At 51.5% G+C, this 15,884-nt stretch carries 12 protein-coding genes; 6 read left to right on the forward strand and 6 right to left on the reverse strand.

All coding sequences use genetic code 11. The features are described from left to right. Positions 1–75: 75 nt before the first annotated feature. Positions 76–1,776, forward strand: a complete 1,701-nt coding sequence (locus ACG2F4_RS09385) for a M28 family peptidase (protein ID WP_395260114.1) — start codon at positions 76–78, stop codon at positions 1,774–1,776. 5 nt (positions 1,777–1,781) lie between these two features. Here the strand turns inward: ACG2F4_RS09385 and ACG2F4_RS09390 are convergent, their stop codons facing one another. After that, on the reverse strand, positions 1,782–4,745 hold the full coding sequence (locus ACG2F4_RS09390) for a CHAT domain-containing protein (RefSeq protein WP_395260115.1): 2,964 nt from the start codon (positions 4,743–4,745) through the stop codon (positions 1,782–1,784). A 154-nt stretch (positions 4,746–4,899) separates the two neighbouring features. Here ACG2F4_RS09390 and ACG2F4_RS09395 point away from each other — a divergent pair, with 154 nt between their 5' ends. Then, a complete protein-coding gene (locus ACG2F4_RS09395; protein ID WP_395260117.1) occupies positions 4,900–5,040 on the forward strand; it encodes a hypothetical protein in 141 nt (46 codons plus the stop codon). A gap of 222 nt (positions 5,041–5,262) precedes the next feature. Here the strand turns inward: ACG2F4_RS09395 and ACG2F4_RS09400 are convergent, their stop codons facing one another. The 3 genes from ACG2F4_RS09400 to ACG2F4_RS09410 all read right to left on the reverse strand — a co-directional run bounded on the left by ACG2F4_RS09400 (position 5,263) and on the right by ACG2F4_RS09410 (position 10,424). After that, complete coding sequence (locus ACG2F4_RS09400; protein ID WP_395260118.1) at positions 5,263–8,346, reverse strand: CHAT domain-containing protein; 3,084 nt, start codon at positions 8,344–8,346, stop codon at positions 5,263–5,265. A gap of 423 nt (positions 8,347–8,769) precedes the next feature. Next, positions 8,770–9,723 carry a signal recognition particle-docking protein FtsY gene (gene ftsY / locus ACG2F4_RS09405; protein WP_395260120.1) on the reverse strand — a complete coding sequence of 318 codons (954 nt, stop codon included), beginning with the start codon at positions 9,721–9,723 and terminating at the stop codon, positions 8,770–8,772. Between the two features lie 101 nt (positions 9,724–9,824). Continuing rightward, positions 9,825–10,424, reverse strand: coding sequence for a CDP-alcohol phosphatidyltransferase family protein (locus tag ACG2F4_RS09410; protein ID WP_395260122.1), 600 nt, complete (start codon positions 10,422–10,424; stop codon positions 9,825–9,827). A gap of 65 nt (positions 10,425–10,489) precedes the next feature. On the opposite strand from ACG2F4_RS09410, the gene ACG2F4_RS09415 reads away from it, so the two are divergent. Next, the gene (locus tag ACG2F4_RS09415; RefSeq protein ID WP_395260123.1) at positions 10,490–11,065 is read left to right on the forward strand and encodes an NUDIX domain-containing protein; all 576 of its coding nucleotides are present in this window, start codon (positions 10,490–10,492) and stop codon (positions 11,063–11,065) included. Between the two features lie 64 nt (positions 11,066–11,129). Here ACG2F4_RS09415 and ACG2F4_RS09420 read toward each other — a convergent pair whose 3' ends face one another. Together ACG2F4_RS09420 and ACG2F4_RS09425 are read right to left on the reverse strand one after the other, a co-directional pair. Then, complete coding sequence (locus ACG2F4_RS09420; protein WP_395260125.1) at positions 11,130–11,417, reverse strand: hypothetical protein; 288 nt, start codon at positions 11,415–11,417, stop codon at positions 11,130–11,132. Positions 11,418–11,627: 210 nt separating this feature from the next. Then, positions 11,628–12,047 carry a helix-turn-helix domain-containing protein gene (locus ACG2F4_RS09425; protein ID WP_395260126.1) on the reverse strand — a complete coding sequence of 140 codons (420 nt, stop codon included), beginning with the start codon at positions 12,045–12,047 and terminating at the stop codon, positions 11,628–11,630. A gap of 324 nt (positions 12,048–12,371) precedes the next feature. Between ACG2F4_RS09425 and ACG2F4_RS09430 the strand changes: the two genes are divergently transcribed. From ACG2F4_RS09430 to ACG2F4_RS09440, 3 genes are all read left to right on the forward strand, one after another. Continuing rightward, positions 12,372–12,836: a DinB family protein gene (locus ACG2F4_RS09430; RefSeq protein ID WP_395260128.1), complete on the forward strand. Its 465-nt coding sequence runs from the start codon at positions 12,372–12,374 to the stop codon at positions 12,834–12,836. Positions 12,837–12,918: 82 nt separating this feature from the next. Further along, positions 12,919–14,250, forward strand: coding sequence for a nitrogen regulation protein NR(II) (locus tag ACG2F4_RS09435; RefSeq protein ID WP_395260130.1), 1,332 nt, complete (start codon positions 12,919–12,921; stop codon positions 14,248–14,250). Beyond that, a complete protein-coding gene (locus tag ACG2F4_RS09440; RefSeq protein WP_395260132.1) occupies positions 14,251–15,603 on the forward strand; it encodes a sigma-54-dependent transcriptional regulator in 1,353 nt (450 codons plus the stop codon). It begins immediately after the preceding gene. Positions 15,604–15,884 lie beyond the last annotated feature (281 nt).

The following is a 15,884-nucleotide window of genomic DNA, read 5'->3' on the forward strand; positions in this document are numbered from 1 at the left end:
AACCCCGACAACCCGTTTTCTGAAATTAACTTCCTGTTTCGCAACATACCTCTTTAATCCTGGCTGTTTACTACCATGAAAAAAAGAAATCTGCTTCTCTACCTGTTTTTTCCCGCTATACTTCTCCTGTTTATCCTGCACGGGCAGGCCGTTGGTCAGAGTGCCCCGGCTGAACGCAGTACCGACCAGCTGCTCAACCACCAGGAGGCGATCCGTACCGGGTTCCTGCATCGCCACCTTGCCGTGCTGGCTGACGATTCCCTGAAAGGCCGCGATACCGGCAGCAAGGAGCTCGACATTGCCGCGCGCTACCTGGCCGACCTGTATGCATCGATGGGCCTGCAGCCGGCCGGTGATCAAAACAGCTATTTCCAGCACTTCTCACTGAGCGCGCTGAAACGGGACAGCACGGTATTTCAGCTGTACAAAGGGGGCAGCCTGGTGGACCGCTCCGTGGAAAGTCAAACCAGCACCGGGAACTTTATCCGCTCTTTCGGGGGCAGCGATTCCCTTTCCGGCGAAATTGTCTTTGCCGGGTTTGGCATCAACGACCCCCGGCGGGATGTCAATCACCTGGGTGATATGGACCTGGAGGGCAAGTGGGTGCTTATCTTCCAGCAGATTCCCCACAAGGTTGACGGCGAAACGGTGATAGATCCCTCCATCAACGGGAAAACCCGGTTCAATACCATCATCGAGGAACGGGGAGCGGCGGGCATTCTCAATATTGCTCCTATTAGTGAAGAGGAATACCAGGCTACCGCCCAAAAAAATAACATCCGGTACGCTGAACCGACCCGGTTTGGGCTGGAGTACCTGAAAGATGACTCACGCGGAGATCTTCCCGTGGGATACAATTTGGTCAAACCCAGCCTGGCGGCCCGTATCCTGGATATCGATTCAACGCCGGAGGCCCTGCAGCAATACCGGGAGGAGCTTATTGAAAAGATCAGCTCGTTTTCGCCTCAAAAAACAGGGTACTCTCTCTCGCAAGCTCCCTCTGCTTCCCTCTCACGGTTAAAAACAAAAAATGTGGTTGCGATGCTCCCGGGAGGCGATCCCGAGCTGAAGGATGAGGTTGTCGTGCTGACATCCCATTACGATCATGTTGGCGTAGGTCAGCCGGACTCAACGGGCGACGCCATCTACAATGGCGCCGACGATGACGGCAGCGGAACGGTAGCGATGTTGAACATTGCCCATGCTCTTTCACAGGCCCGGGAAGCGGGTCACGCCCCCAGGAGAAGCATTCTTTTCCTGCATGTCTCCGCTGAAGAGAAGGGGCTGCTCGGCTCCCGCTACTATTCCGACCATCCTGTTATCCCGATGGAACAGACTGTCGCCAACATTAACATCGACATGATCGGGCGGATCGATTCCAGGCACAAACAAGAGGGGATTACCGACTATTCCTATATCATCGGAAGCAGTATTATCTCTTCTGAACTGGACAGCATGCTGACCGTTGCCAACAGCCGTTCGGGCAACATCGAACTCGATATGAGATACAACGACCTTCAGGATCCCAACCAGTTCTACCGGCGCAGCGATCACTGGAATTTCGGGCGGTTCGGATTGCCGTTTGTCTTTTTCTTTACAGGGGTTCACGAAGATTACCACCGCCCCTCCGATGAAGTTCACAAAATCCGGTTTGACAAGCTCGCAAAAATAGTACGGACGATCTATGCTACGACCGTTGTTGTGGCAAATGAGGAGGATCCGCCGTCGGTAGATAACCAGGAATTCATCGACATGACCCGTACCCAGCCACGCTAAAAAACTTACCGGCCCAGCACGATAAACGGGGCCCAATAGACCGGGTGGTGAAAAAGCGGGTGCTCCAGCATCTTCAGCTTGGCTTGACGCATCGCGGGGGCGGCGTCTCCAAAGGGAACCGACGGATCCCATCCCACCCATCGCAACAGCGAGCTCCAGCTCCACGACGAGTGCAGGCTCTCTGCCCGATTCAGCAACGAGCTGTAAAACTGGTCCATAAAGTAGGCTGTAGACCGGTCATATACATTCCAGAGGCTCACGCTCACCGTGGGCACGCCGGCATAGAAAAAAGCCCGCTGCAGTCCCAGCATGCCTTCACCGTTCACCATTTTGCCAAGCCCCGAGTTGCAGGCGCTCAGCACCACCATATCGGAATTTATGTTGAGCTGGTAAATTTCCGAGCTCCTCAGCATCCCGTCTTCTCTTCCGGACGCCTCCGAGGGGGAGGTGGAGAGGGCGAGCCCGCTAAGATTGGGGTTTTCTTCATCAATGATGCCATGCGTGGCCAGGTGAATATACCGGTAGTTTTTGGTGAGACTCTCTTTTATAAATTGCTCACTGAAATTCCCCTTCTTGAATACCTCTGCATCATTAAATTTTGAGGCAATAGAATCGACTTCAGCCAGTGTAGCCGGCAGGGGAGGGTAGGCTTCGCCCCGTTGTAACGGGCTGGATATTCCCTCAAAGCTGGATCCCGCTATCGCCAGCAACTCCCGCTCGTGGCCCGAATGTCGCTCTTTCCTGTTCTTCAGTAACGAAAATGTGGTCATCGAAGGGGCGTATTTAATACTAAACTGCTCAATCAAATATTCACCCTCGACCATCAGCGCTTCGAAGGGGAGGTAGGCCAGTACTTCATCCGGGACAATCATCAGGTTTTCATAACCCGAAAGTTCCTCGAAAAAAGGGGTGATCAGATGGTGGACCAGCTCGGATGACTGCGCCTGGATCAGGTGGCTGGGCTGGTGGGCCAGTATGTTGTCCCTGAACTGCTCCACCAGGGTAGTTATCCGGTGCCGGTCCTGCCGGCCGCCAGCCACATCGACCCGCTGTACCCGGATCTGCTGCCGCGTGATCAGAAATATCAGCAGCGCTTCGTCAGCAAAGGCGTATTCCAGGATTGCCGTATCACCGCCCGTCAGTGCCTGTGCGTCTGCTGCCGAAACCGGGGTTGGGTATTCCAGCTTCTTGAAGCCCTCATTTTGAGCACTGATCTCGTTCATAAAAGCGGCATATTCCAGTTCCGCACTGCGCAATTCTTTTTTCAGCCGCTGCTTTTCATATATGCTGGTCGTGGTAGCGATCTGGCCCTGGTAGTTCTCTATGGTTTTCTGCAGTCGCTGCTTTTTTAGCTGATCTTCAACCGGCAGCAGATCATCCAGGTTTTTTGAGGCCTGTACCAGCTCATCCAGCAGCGTACGCGCCCGGGAGGCCTCCACAAGTTCAAAAGCCCGCTGCTTGTCACCGCGGTATTTTAACATCCATGAGGCCAGGTTTACATAAAAGTCGGCGTAGTTTTCAAAATATCCCGATTTCAGGCTGGCCAGCTCTCCCACCCTGCTTCGGCTGCTTTCAATTATATCTACAAGCTTAGTCCCATAGACAACTGCGCTGTCAGAGCCGATCTCATTAAAAGTGTGTGCCAGCAAGGCCAGCGGCCGCGGTGTAAGCCGGTCGCTGGTAACCCTGCCCTGGCGATAAGCTGTCCGAAAGTGAGGGAGAGCCCGCCTCGGATTACCGCGAGCTCGCTGTATGAGTCCCAGCTCAACCTGTACTTTTACCATTAAATCACGTATGCGGGTGGAGTCGGCAATCTGTTTGCTGCGCTCCACATAGTCGAGCGCCTTATCAAAATGATTACGTCCCCGTTCCAGCTGGGCGATATCCAGGTAGGAGAGGGCCAGTTCACGAACATTGCCCGTCTGCTTGCGTAGCTCAAGTGCTTTATGGTAATTCTGTCGGGCTTGTTCCATCTGTCCCAGGTCAACCTGCCGCGTAGCTATGTTCTTGTACTTGGTAGAAAGCTCGACGGGCGATGTGATGTTGTGACGGAGCACCAGCTCCAGGCTTTCCTGGTAATAGTTCAGTGACTTTTCAATATCTCCCAGCCGGTAGTAGAGATTTCCCAAATTTACCAGCAAGTGGGACCGCCTCACCGGGTTGCCGGTTTCTTGTGCATACTCCAGGGCTTTCTGGTAGGAGACCAGGGCCTGGTCATAATTTCCGAGATTAAAGTGAACCATCCCGATATTGAGATATGCCGTGGTAAGCCGGGCCGTATTATTGAGATTCTTACTCAAAGATAAACTTTTGGAAAGGTAGTCATAGGCCCGATCATACATCGAAAGGTTTATGTAGGTCATCCCGATGTTATTAAGGGTAATAGCTTGATTGAGGTCGGTGCCCACCTTTTGAAAAATTGTCAACGCCTTACTCCGGTGTTCAAGAGAGGAGGCATAATCACCCAGTTCAAGGTTTACACTGCCCAGGTTGTCGTGTATGATTGCAATCATCAGGGAATCATTGCTGGAGATAGCCAGCTGAAGTGCCTTCTGATACCGTTTCCGGGCGGCAGGAAACCGACTTTGATATTTTTGTATGAGTCCCCAGTAGTTATGGACCGATGTGAGATTCGAAGTATCCCGCCTCTGCTCTGCCAGGGGTTTGACAATTTCCAGTTGCGACAGCGCCTTGTCATACTTCGCCCGCTGAAAAAGCGCCTCGGTATAAGAAAACAGCGTATTGATATATTGAGAAGTGTCCTGAACCTGGTGCTGCCGGTAGAGACTTACCGCCTCTGAAAGATACAATTCAGCTTCCTTATAATTACCACGCTGCTCATATTTGATCCCGACTGTTGCGAGTGAGTCGGCCCGTTGCAGGTTTTGCCCCTGAAGAAGAACAGGAAGTCCCACCAGCACCAACCCCAAAATACCAAACCGTTTCAAGAGCATTGTATGCGATACCATCCACTGTAAATTGCCTGCTGTCCTCAAGTAAGCAAAAAAATCAGTAGCTAAAAAGGACAAATGATCAAAAAATAAAATTAATTTGTAAGGAATGTCCTGCCAAACGGTCTATTATAATAAAGCGCAACACTAAAACAGCCAACGGAGGTTGACAATGTTGATACTCAACCAGAAATCCAGCACTCTATTTGACAACGATACCACGCTTAGCCAGATGCCTGATGGTCAGGATGACGATTCAGGAGGTCAAGATTCGGAAAGAAATCTTCCGAGCCCCGAAGACAGTGACAGCTAAGCATCGAAGCTTATAGTCTCCTTTCTTGGGCAGGGCCCTCTCACTGGGTCCTGCTTTTAATTTTTCTCTTCGACTTATCACCGGCAGTTCCCATTTCCCAGGGACCTTTAGAGAACCTGCTAATTTGTAGGAAGGTGGTGGTACCACCGACCTTATTGACTTTTTAAAAGGGAATACAACTCCCTCAGAATCAGGATATTAGGATTTTGCCAAGCCCTCTACCTATTCGCCGATGAGCACAAACGGAGCCCAGAACCGGGGCGCGGCGTACTGCGACTCATTTAGCAGGTGAAGCTTTGCCTGCCGGGCCGCCTCTCGCAGTGAACCGTTATTATCGAGATGCCGGTAGAACTCGATCATCAGTTCCGAGGTAGACCGGTCATCGACCTTCCACAACGAGACCAGCAAATTTTGCGCCCCCGCATACTCAAAAGCCCGTGCCAGGCTGATGATCCCTTCTCCACGCTGCAGTTTCCCCAGCCCGGTTTCGCAGGCACTGAGCACAACCAGCCGGGCGTTCAGCTGCAGGTTGTAAACTTCCTGCAATCGCAAGATGCCATCTTCATCTTCCTGATGACCCGGTTCCCTGGCAAAGTGGATTCCGGGCGCGGTCACCGAGTCTTGCGACAGAAATGCGTGGGTAGCCAGGTGGATGATCTCATACTGCTCCTGAACCGACTGTTTAAATATCGCTTCCGAAGCTTCCTGCTCAAGATACAACTTTGTCAAGTACCCCTTACTGTTCATGATGGAGTCTACCTGCTGAACCTCGTAACGACTTAGAGGAAGGGCGTGGACAGGCGGAGTATCCCTGCTTTTATTCGTGCCGGCCTGCTCTTGGTACTGAGAAAATACCGGGGCCACGCCGACCAGTGATTTGTGCCCCTCCTGCCTTTGGTCCTGGCGCCAGAATTGCAGAAGCGTGGCCGAGGGGGCGTAAGAGATGGCATGCTGTTCCAACAGGTAGGGCATTTCCTGGTAATCTGTTTCGGGACCGGCCGGTTTTGTAGTTAATGCTTCAAACGGAAGATAATGGAGTGTTCCATCGGGTATTATTATCAGGCTGGAGCTCTTTACATGCGGCGCCAGGGGGGCAATCAGTGTTTCGTACAGCCGGTTTGAGGTATGGGCAAACTCCTGTTTATCATTCTCCTCAATTACCGTACGAAATTGATGGATTAACGAATCCAGGGTGGTATCTGCCCCGACCTTTTGCAGCCGGATCTGAGCCCGGTTCACGACAAACGCATACAGCGCGTTTCGGCCGGAGGCATACTCGATCATCGTTTGACCGGGCTTCAGCATCGCTTTAACATCTTCTGGGGTAATAGTTACCTCCTGGTATTTAAGCCTGTAGTATTGGGGATACTCCCGCTCCAGTTGTTCAATATGTGCTGACAACTGCTGCTTCAACGTAAAGACCGAGTCTTGCAGGCTTGTCATCTGAAGCGAATCGATATGGGTTTCACGGTCTGTCTTTTCCGCAATACTCCTGTGCACGCGGGTAATCTGACGACGGAGCTGCTGTTCCCTGGAGATCAGCGAATCCGGCACGCCGGCAAAACTTTTCGCTTCCATCTCCTTTAACTGTCTTAGCAGCACCTGTGCCTTTCCCTGTTCGGCAAAGAAGAGAGCATAAGCTACCTGCTTCGAGCTTCCGGTGCGCCGGTAGAGCTTGTAGGCTGTATCCAGCCCGCGTTTGTAGATCGCATCCGCACGTTCCGCCAGCACCAGTTTTGACTCATCGCTCCGGTATCCCGCCTGCATATTATTAACCAGCGAGGAAGCCGACAGGTAGGTCTCCATCGCCTTCTCCAGATAATCGAGCTCCCCGGTTTGTTGAAACAGTGCGCGATACGCTTCGCCCCGGCCTTGCAGGGCCTCCATCAGCAAGACCGGATGGGTAACACTGTCATGTACCCCTTCCTGGCCCCCGTTCTCTCCAGGATTGTTGCCTGACAGGATGGAAATGGCTTTTTGAATATGCTGAAGGGCGGCCTCCGGATTTTGTTGCCGCATAAAATTTTGGGCGATCTTGGTATGAGTATCGGCTATAAACGGGTGCTCGCTTCCCAGCAGGGGAATATTCATCTCAAGGTCTTTTTCCAGCCACTGAAGTGCCTCGTCATACGCTTTTTTGGCGGAATAGGCTTCTCCCAGGTTCGCATAGATATTGGCAATTTCGGGGTGCCGGCCCTCAAAGATCTGGCGGTGGAGGCTCAGCGCCTTCTTGTAGTATTTAATTGCCTGGTCGTATGCTTCCATATCGTAATGCAGAGCCCCAAGGTTTTGGTAGCCAATCGCCACGTCCAGGTTGACCTTCCCGATCACCTGCTCTTTTATCTCGATGGACCTTCGCATGTAGCGGACCGAGGCTTCCAAATTGCCTGTTTCCGAGTACACAATACTGATATTGTTATACCCGGCCGCCACCTGCGGATGCTGCTCTCCCCAATATCGGCTCAGTGTTTGGGTAGCCTCTTTCATATAATCCAGCGCCTGCTGGTAGTCCCCCCGGTAATAATGAATAATCGCAATGTTATTGATTCCACGGGCTACATTCGGGTGATCCGGACCCAGCAGGTTCCTGTCGATCTCAATACTTTTCCGGTAATATTCCATTGCGGTCCCGTTATCACCCATTTTTTGATAAGTGGCACCGATGCTGTTGTACACCTTGCTGACAAACAGGGACCCCGGAGGTTCCGAACGGTGGAATATATCCAGCGACTGAAAAAACTGCTCCATCGCCAGCTCAAGCTTTCCCTGGCTGTCGTACACCTCTCCGAGGTAGAAAAGAAGGTATGCACGTAATCTGGCATATTCCTGCTGTTGGCCGGAAAGCAGCTCAAGTCCTTTCTGAATTTTTGTGATGGCAGAATCATATTGCGACTGCTCCATATCCAGGCGCGCACCGAGCCGCAGCAACTTCGCCCGCAGCCGGGGACTTCCGGGCGTATGCTCCTGTACCAGGTCTTCCGTCTGTGCAATAGCAGTATTCGCCGTCTCATACCGGGCACTCTCAATACTGTTAATTGCCAGATTAATGTTACTGTCGACAACGCGTCTCCAGGACCCCGCCTTTTCATACAGCCTCGCAGCCCTTTCAAAATATGAGGAGGAAGAATCGTAGCGGGCAAATTTCTGCAGGGAATCCGCTTTTTGAAACAACTGAAAGGCGCGGGCAGTATCGGCAATAGCGGGCCGAGCCTCAGCCATCATTGCCGTTCCTCCCAACAGGGAGAGGAACACAAAAAGCACTTTTAATGCAGATGTAACTGAATTCTTAAAAAGGCTGGTTGCCATATTTAACTTTCGATTAGCTCGGGAGAATCAGACAAGCCGTGCCAGGCCGTTGTTGGCACGATAACGATATTTCCGTATATCCGGGACTACATATCCTCATTTGGTATAATGACAAGATACAACCTGCAATTTTCAACCCCATCCAGGCTGGGTTCCCCGCCTTATAACCTTCTTCAAGGGACTTTTGCAGAACCTAACTATTTTGTTTGGAGGTGGTACCACCGACCTTATTGCCCCTTTAGACGGGAGTACAACTCCCTCAGAACGAGGAATTAAGGATGTTGCAAAGCCTTCTTCAAATATTTTATTCCCTGGAAATCCGGCAGAGGATACAAATAACTACTCCCGGTTTATTTGTAAGAGAGCTTTACAACATTCAAACTCCTGTTCTCCTCCGTTTTCAGAGATCCAGGCTTTTTGCAATTAATCTCCAAACAGGGAGTTTACGAACAGTTCACGATCAAAGACCTGCAGGTCATCGATATCTTCCCCCACACCAATATATTTGACTGGGATCTCAAATTCGTGAGAGATTCCCAGGACGATGCCCCCCTTGGCGGTACCGTCCAGCTTGGTGAGCACCAGTCCCGTTATATCCACAAAAGAGGTGAAGGCGTTCGCCTGCTGCATCGCATTTTGGCCGGTTGAGGCATCCAGTACCAGCAGCACTTCATGCGGGGCACCCTCCACCACCTTGCCGATCACCCGCTTGATTTTAGCCAGTTCATCCATCAGCGACTTTTTGTTGTGCAGTCGGCCGGCGGTGTCTACAATGGCCACATCGGCGCCGCGCGACTGGGCTGCCGAAACCGTATCATAGGCAACGGCCGCGGGATCAGCCCCCTGTCCCTGTTCGATAAGAGGCACATCAGCGCGTTCACTCCATATCTTCAGCTGATCAACGGCGGCTGCCCGGAACGTATCTGCCGCACCGATCATGACCTTTTTGCCGGTCTGTTTGTACAGGTGCGCCAGCTTGCCGATAGTGGTGGTTTTACCCACCCCGTTTACGCCTACCACCAAAATAACGTGAGGTTTGGTGGGAAACTCGGCATCAAAGTCTGCCGGTCTCTCGGCAGAACTTTCTTTCAGCAGACCGATGATCTCATCGCGCAGCATATCCTGCAATTCGTTTTCCGTCAGGTACTTGTCGCGGGAGACCCGCCCTTCAATCCGGTCGATGATTTCAAGTGTGGTTTGCACGCCTACATCGGAGGTGATCAAAATCTCTTCCAGCTCGTCCAGAACGGCTGCATCCACCGTGGTTTTGCCGGCGACCGCCTTGCCGATCTTTTCCAGGAGGGAGGAACGGCTTTTTTCCACTCCTTTGTCGACTTTCTCTTTTTTCTTAAGTCCAAGCTTCTCTAAAATACCCATTGGCGTATGCTACCATTGATATAAATTGACATTGCATTCGTTCAACCAGACAGATATTCAAGCACCGATGTCGTCTCCAAACAGGGAACCAGACCAAATATTCAGTTAAATTCGGCCCCTTGCCTTATCTGGTTGAATCGTTGAAGATAATCAAAAAAGGAGAAAACCATTAATGCAATGGCATTTCCCATAAAAAAGAGGTGAAACGGGCCGGCTTCCGGTGCAAAAAAGACACTCATCCAGTACGCAGCCAGTCCGTTGACCGCAAACTTGCCGGAGGTCACCGCCATGGCCACCTTGCCCCGGGTTAGCTTAATATAGACGGAACCCGAAAGGATAAGCAGATCACGAATAACGGCAAATACAAAAAACCACAGGGGGATATAGCCGATGTAAACCGTGTAGATAAAAAGGAAAAAGGCGGTCAGTTTGTCGGCTATGGGATCAAGAATCTTTCCCAGCTCAGACACCTGGCCCGTTTTCCGGGCTATAATGCCATCCAGGTAGTCTGAAATGACCCCATAAGCCAGGAGCACAACCACCAGCCAGGTAACCTGAAAGTCATTCACGTAATGCAGGTAGATTACCGGGAAGGAGATGATCGTACGCGAGGCCGAAATCGCATTCGACCAGGTAAACACCTTGTTTTTTACCCGGATTTTAACTGGATCGGACGCCGCTTTTTCCACTGTTTCTGCCATCCTAATTGGTTATACTTTGAGCATCAAAGGTATGAATTCAAACGGAAAAGAAAAGGATATACTCGATGAGCTTAATTTCGGATAGTGAACAGCTGGTTGAAAAGCGGATCAGTTCAAAAGAGATTTTTGACGGCCGCCTGCTGCATGTTTTTTTTGACGAAGCCAGGCTGCCTGACGGGTCTGAATCGACAAGAGAATGGATTAAGCATCCCGGGGCCTCGGCTGTTCTTCCCGTATTCAGGGATGGAGATGTCATGCTGGTCAAGCAGTTTCGCTACCCGGTAGCGCAGATTTTCTACGAAGTGCCCGCCGGAAAAATTGATCCCGGCGAAACGGCCGACAGCACCGCCCGCCGCGAACTAAAAGAGGAGGCGGGGCTTACCTGCCAACAGTTCCATTACCTCGGCAACTTTTATCCCAGCATCGGCTACACTGATGAGATTATCCACCTGTATATCGCGTGGGAAATCGAGGAGTTCGAACAGACTGTGGATGAGGATGAGTTCCTGGTCAAGGAACGAGTGCCGTTTCGGGAGGCCGTCGAGATGGCACACACCGGAGAGATTTCTGACGGGAAAACCGCGATCACCCTGCTTCGGGCCTGGAAATGGTGGCAAAAGGAGGGACCATTCGAAGTGTAGAGGTCGGCCCCCCTCTCAAAGCCCGCGGTTTATTCAATCCGGCCTTTATCCTGTGCTTCCCGCATTATTTTATGATCTCCTCTTCCACGGCCAGCTCATACAGCGATTTGTGAAGGTCGGCATCCTCAATATCCCCCCGATTGATCAGCTCTTCCACCTCTTCGCCCTTGAGCAGCAAAATACACCCCATCCTGTTCAGCTCTTCGTCAAACTTGCGGGGATCTGCAAGCGACAGCTCCTCCAGATCAATGCCGTCGGGACTTTTATTCAAATTCACCAGTGCGTAAAACTTGTCGGCTTCCGTTTCTCCGAATCCAAAAATCTCGAGCTTGGTATCATCTTTCTTCAACATAAATTATTGTCCTGAGTTTACTCTTATCGTTACTGGTGCTATTCCTGAAACCCAAATAAGCAGCCTCCCGGTCTTTTTCCCGGTGTCCCTTTGCCGGCAGCAAATATTGGCGACTGGATTTTCGAACCTTGCAGCCTGGACGGTGAGGCCTTTTCGCACGCCATTCAGCATGCCTGAAAATCAACCCTTCAGGTTGAGCCGCCAGCAGCGTTACTTCCGGTAACGGTCCAGGAATTCGCGCGCCTTGATCAGCTCCTCAACCTCGTCGGTTTCTTTATTTACCACGGCCACCTGGAACAAGCTGATAATCGCCTGGTTTTCTATACATTCGATGGTCTCGTCCAGCGTCTCACACTCCTGCTTTTCGCTCACCAGGTCGTTAATGCCCTGTACCACATAGCGAAAGTTCCCGGTCGACTTTTTCCTGCTCTTTTGAGCCGGCGGATCTACCCTCGGCTCGTCAAAGTATTCGCGCAGGGCTTCTTCGGTCACATACCACTGTACTCCAAGCTTTCGGGCCCGTATTTTCCCCTCACGCAGGTACGCGCGAATCGTCATTTTACTGAGTCCGAGCTTCTCATGGAGATCATCTACAGAATACAGTGTCAGGCTTCCTATCTCTTTAGGCATAAAAGACTACCAAATGGTCATTTTATTACATTGCTATCGTTAAATCCGAGCTTAAAAAGCTATATGTTAAGCAGATAAAGATCAATTATAAATATAGTTTACTTATATATTAGTTAGTGAATTAAAAAAATAGTTGATCTGTATGGGTATAATCCCTTAAATTAATAACAGTTGTCTAAAACAAAGTCTGGTGTCTGCCGGGCTTTTTCTTTTTGCCCTCCCGACTAACATTTATTTTACGTCCCTCATCTCGTTCAGAAAGACCTCTGAGAATAAAATTTCCACCCGGTACCGGGGAATGTAATTAAACCAGGCAACCAAATTATGGACGATCTCAGGAAACATCTTATCGATCAGCTGGCAAACGAACATGCCCACACCAGTTTTGAACGCGCCGTAGAAGGGCTTAATATCAGCGACGTGGGGATACGCCCGAACTCACTTCCCTACTCCATCTGGGAACTTGTGGAGCACCTGCGCATCGCACAAGCCGACATCCTGGAGTTTTCTGTCAATCCCGGGTATGAGGCCCCGAAGTGGCCCGACGACTACTGGCCGCCCGAAAAAGCCCCGTCCGGAAATGCGGAATGGCAGCGTTCTCTTGAGGCTATCAACTCTGACCTGCAGGAGATGATTGACCTGGTGAAAGATCCCGGAATAGACCTGTTTACACCTTTTCCCCATGGAGACGGGCAGACTTTGTTCAGGGAGGCGATCTTGATTATTGACCACAATTCGTATCATACAGGCCAGATTATTACCATCCGGCGGTTATTGGGCCTGTGGTAAGATAGATTTAATGCGGTCAATTCCTGATCTTTCACTGAATATCAATCACGTTTGTAAAGCGATCCAATAATGAGTTGACTTGATGAGAGAACTGCTGAAGTTTTTTAAATATGTGCGGCTGGGGTACCTGATATTCACCTCGTTGCTAATACTGGGGGCCGTCTTCGGATTTTTCGAAATCGTGCAGATGACGATCCTGGACGATCCCTCTATCAGCACCCTGCGATGGCTTTATTTTACCCGTGGCGTGCTCGTATCGATACTGCTTGTGGTATGGGCGGCCTGGACCGTCTACAAATACCGGCAACTCTACGAAGACCGACTGGAGGTCGCCGAGGGTCGCTACAAAGATATTATTGAGCAATCAGCAGATGCGATCCTGGCCGTTAACAACGACGACATAATTACCGCCTGGAACCGCGGGGCGGAAGATATTTTCGGGTGGGACCGACAGGAGATTGTCGGGGAGTCTATTAAAAAATTTATTCCCCGCGACCTGCTGGAAGCACGCGAACTCGACTGCCTGGAGTTTGGCATGCAGTACCGGGGCTATGTGCAAAACTACGAAACCGAGCGGCTGACCAAGGATGGCAACCGGGTGCTGGTGAATTTAACCGAGTCTTTTATTCGGGATGTAGATGGCAAAATCGTTGGCCGATCGCAGGTACTCCGGGATTTGACGGAGCTCCGCATGCGGGAAGAACAGGTGCAGCAGTCGGAACGGCTGGCGGCTGTGGGACATATGGCGGCGGGCGTGGCCCACGAGATCGGTAATCCGCTGACGGCCATCTCATCCCTGACCCAGCTGGTCCAGCGCAGAACCGATGACGAATTCGTACAGAACCAGCTCACGAAGGTGCGTGACCAGATCCAGCGAATAAACAAAATTGTTCGCGATCTTGTGGACTTTTCCCGGCCCTCCAGCCTGGATCGGGAGGAAACGCAGATCAACAACACCATTGAGTCGGCGGTGGGCCTGCTCAAGCACGACGCCCGCTGCCGGGATGTGGCCTTTAACCTGAATCTTAATCCTGATTTGCCTACTATTCTCTGTGTGCCCGACCATATCCACCAGGTCCTGGTAAACCTGCTGCTCAATGCCGTTGATGCGATGAATGAAGTTGAAGACCCCGAAGTAAATATCAACACAAAAAGGATGGAGGAACCCGAAGGCGTCTGCATCATGGTGTCTGATATCGGCACGGGGATCAGCGAAGAGCACCTGGACCGGATTTTCGAGCCTTTTTTCACGACCAAAGAAGTTGGGGCCGGTACCGGGCTGGGCCTTTCGGTCAGTCATGGCATCATCAACAAGATGGGAGGAACCATTTCGGTTGAGTCGGAAGTAGGGCAGGGCACCACATTCACCATCACGCTCCCAAAAACCAATAATCACAACCAGGAACAGCAGTAGATGAAAGGTTCGATTTTAATAGCCGACGATGAGAAAGAGATCAGGGAAACCCTCTCCATGATACTGGAGGATGAAGGATATCGCTGCACGACGGTTGCAGACGGGACGGCGGCGATTGAGGCGGTCCAGGATGGCCGGTTTGATATCCTGATAAGCGACCTGAAGATGCCCGGGGCCGACGGCCTAGAAGTGCTTCAAAAGACCAAACAGCTCTCTTCCCAGACCCTTACCATCATTATTACCGCTCACGCCACTGTGGAAACCGCCGTGGAAGCGCTCCGCAAAGGCGCTTCCGACTATATCCTGAAACCGATCGATTTTGAAGAAGTGTTGATCCGCATCCAAAACCTGCTGGAACACAAAGAGCTTATCCAGGAAAACCGGTACCTGCGCGAACAGATCGACCGCAAGTTCAACTTCAATCACATTATCGGGGAAAGCGAGGCGATGAAGCGGGTTTATGACATGATCAGCCGGGTAAGCAACGCCTCAACCCACGTACTTATTACGGGTGCCAGCGGTACGGGCAAGGAGCTCGTGGCCCGCGCCATCCACTCCCACAGCGACCGGTCCGGCAAACCGTTCCTGGCCCTCAACTGCGGATCTATCCCGGCCGACCTGGTGGAAGCTGAACTTTTCGGTTATAAAAAAGGGGCTTTTACCGGGGCGGATAAAGACCATGAGGGTATTTTTGAAGCAGCCAACGGGGGAACGGTATTCCTTGACGAAATCGGCGAACTTCCTCCCGGCGTACAGGTCACGCTCCTGCGGGTTCTGCAGGAGAAAGAGGTCAAACCGGTCGGGTCAAACCGGTCAGTAAATTTCAATGCCCGGATTATTACGGCCACCAACCGCAACCTGGAAGAACAGGTGGAAAAGGGCACTTTCCGCGAAGACCTCTATTTCCGGCTCAATGTGGTTGAAATTGCGATGCCCTCGCTGGAGGAGCGCAAGGAGGATATCCCCATCCTCACACACCATTTTTTAAACAAATACAACCGCGAGCTGAACAGGGCCGTGAAGGGAATCACCAGCGATGCGATGAGCGCGCTGATCTCCTACCAGTGGAAGGGGAATGTGCGGGAATTGGAAAATGTCATCGAACGGGCAGTGCTTCTCGGGACTGAAGATCACATAACTGTTGAGGACCTGCCCGCCTCCATCCGCAACACCGATGACAAAGTGGACCTTGACAGCCAGTCGCTCGACGCGGCGGTACACGCGTTTGAAAAGCATCATATCAAGAGCGTGCTGAAGCGGACGGATGGCAACAAGTCGGAGACGGCCCGCCTGCTGGGCATCGATCCCTCCACGCTGTATCGCAAAATGGAGCGGTACGCGATTGATTCATAGAATGGAAACTGGTGGCCAGTCAACCGTAACCATGCAGCTTTACGGGATGCCGGAACGCAGATGAAACGGATACTGCGGATTAACCACAGAACAGGTGTTCCAACAGCACCCTCACATAATTGACCTGTGCAGATCAGCCTGATCGGTGTTTATCCGCGTTCGGTCAGGAACAAACCGAAATCCAGGTTTTTGATACGACACCAGGGATGTTTCCGCTTAAAAAACTTGCCAAAGACAACACCTGGCCAAGCAGGAGAGGGCACCAAAATGTTTTAGCCGGT

Origin of the sequence: Halalkalibaculum sp. DA3122, from assembly GCF_043951865.1 — a bacterium.
Classification (GTDB): domain Bacteria; phylum Bacteroidota; class Rhodothermia; order Balneolales; family Balneolaceae; genus JAMQKA01.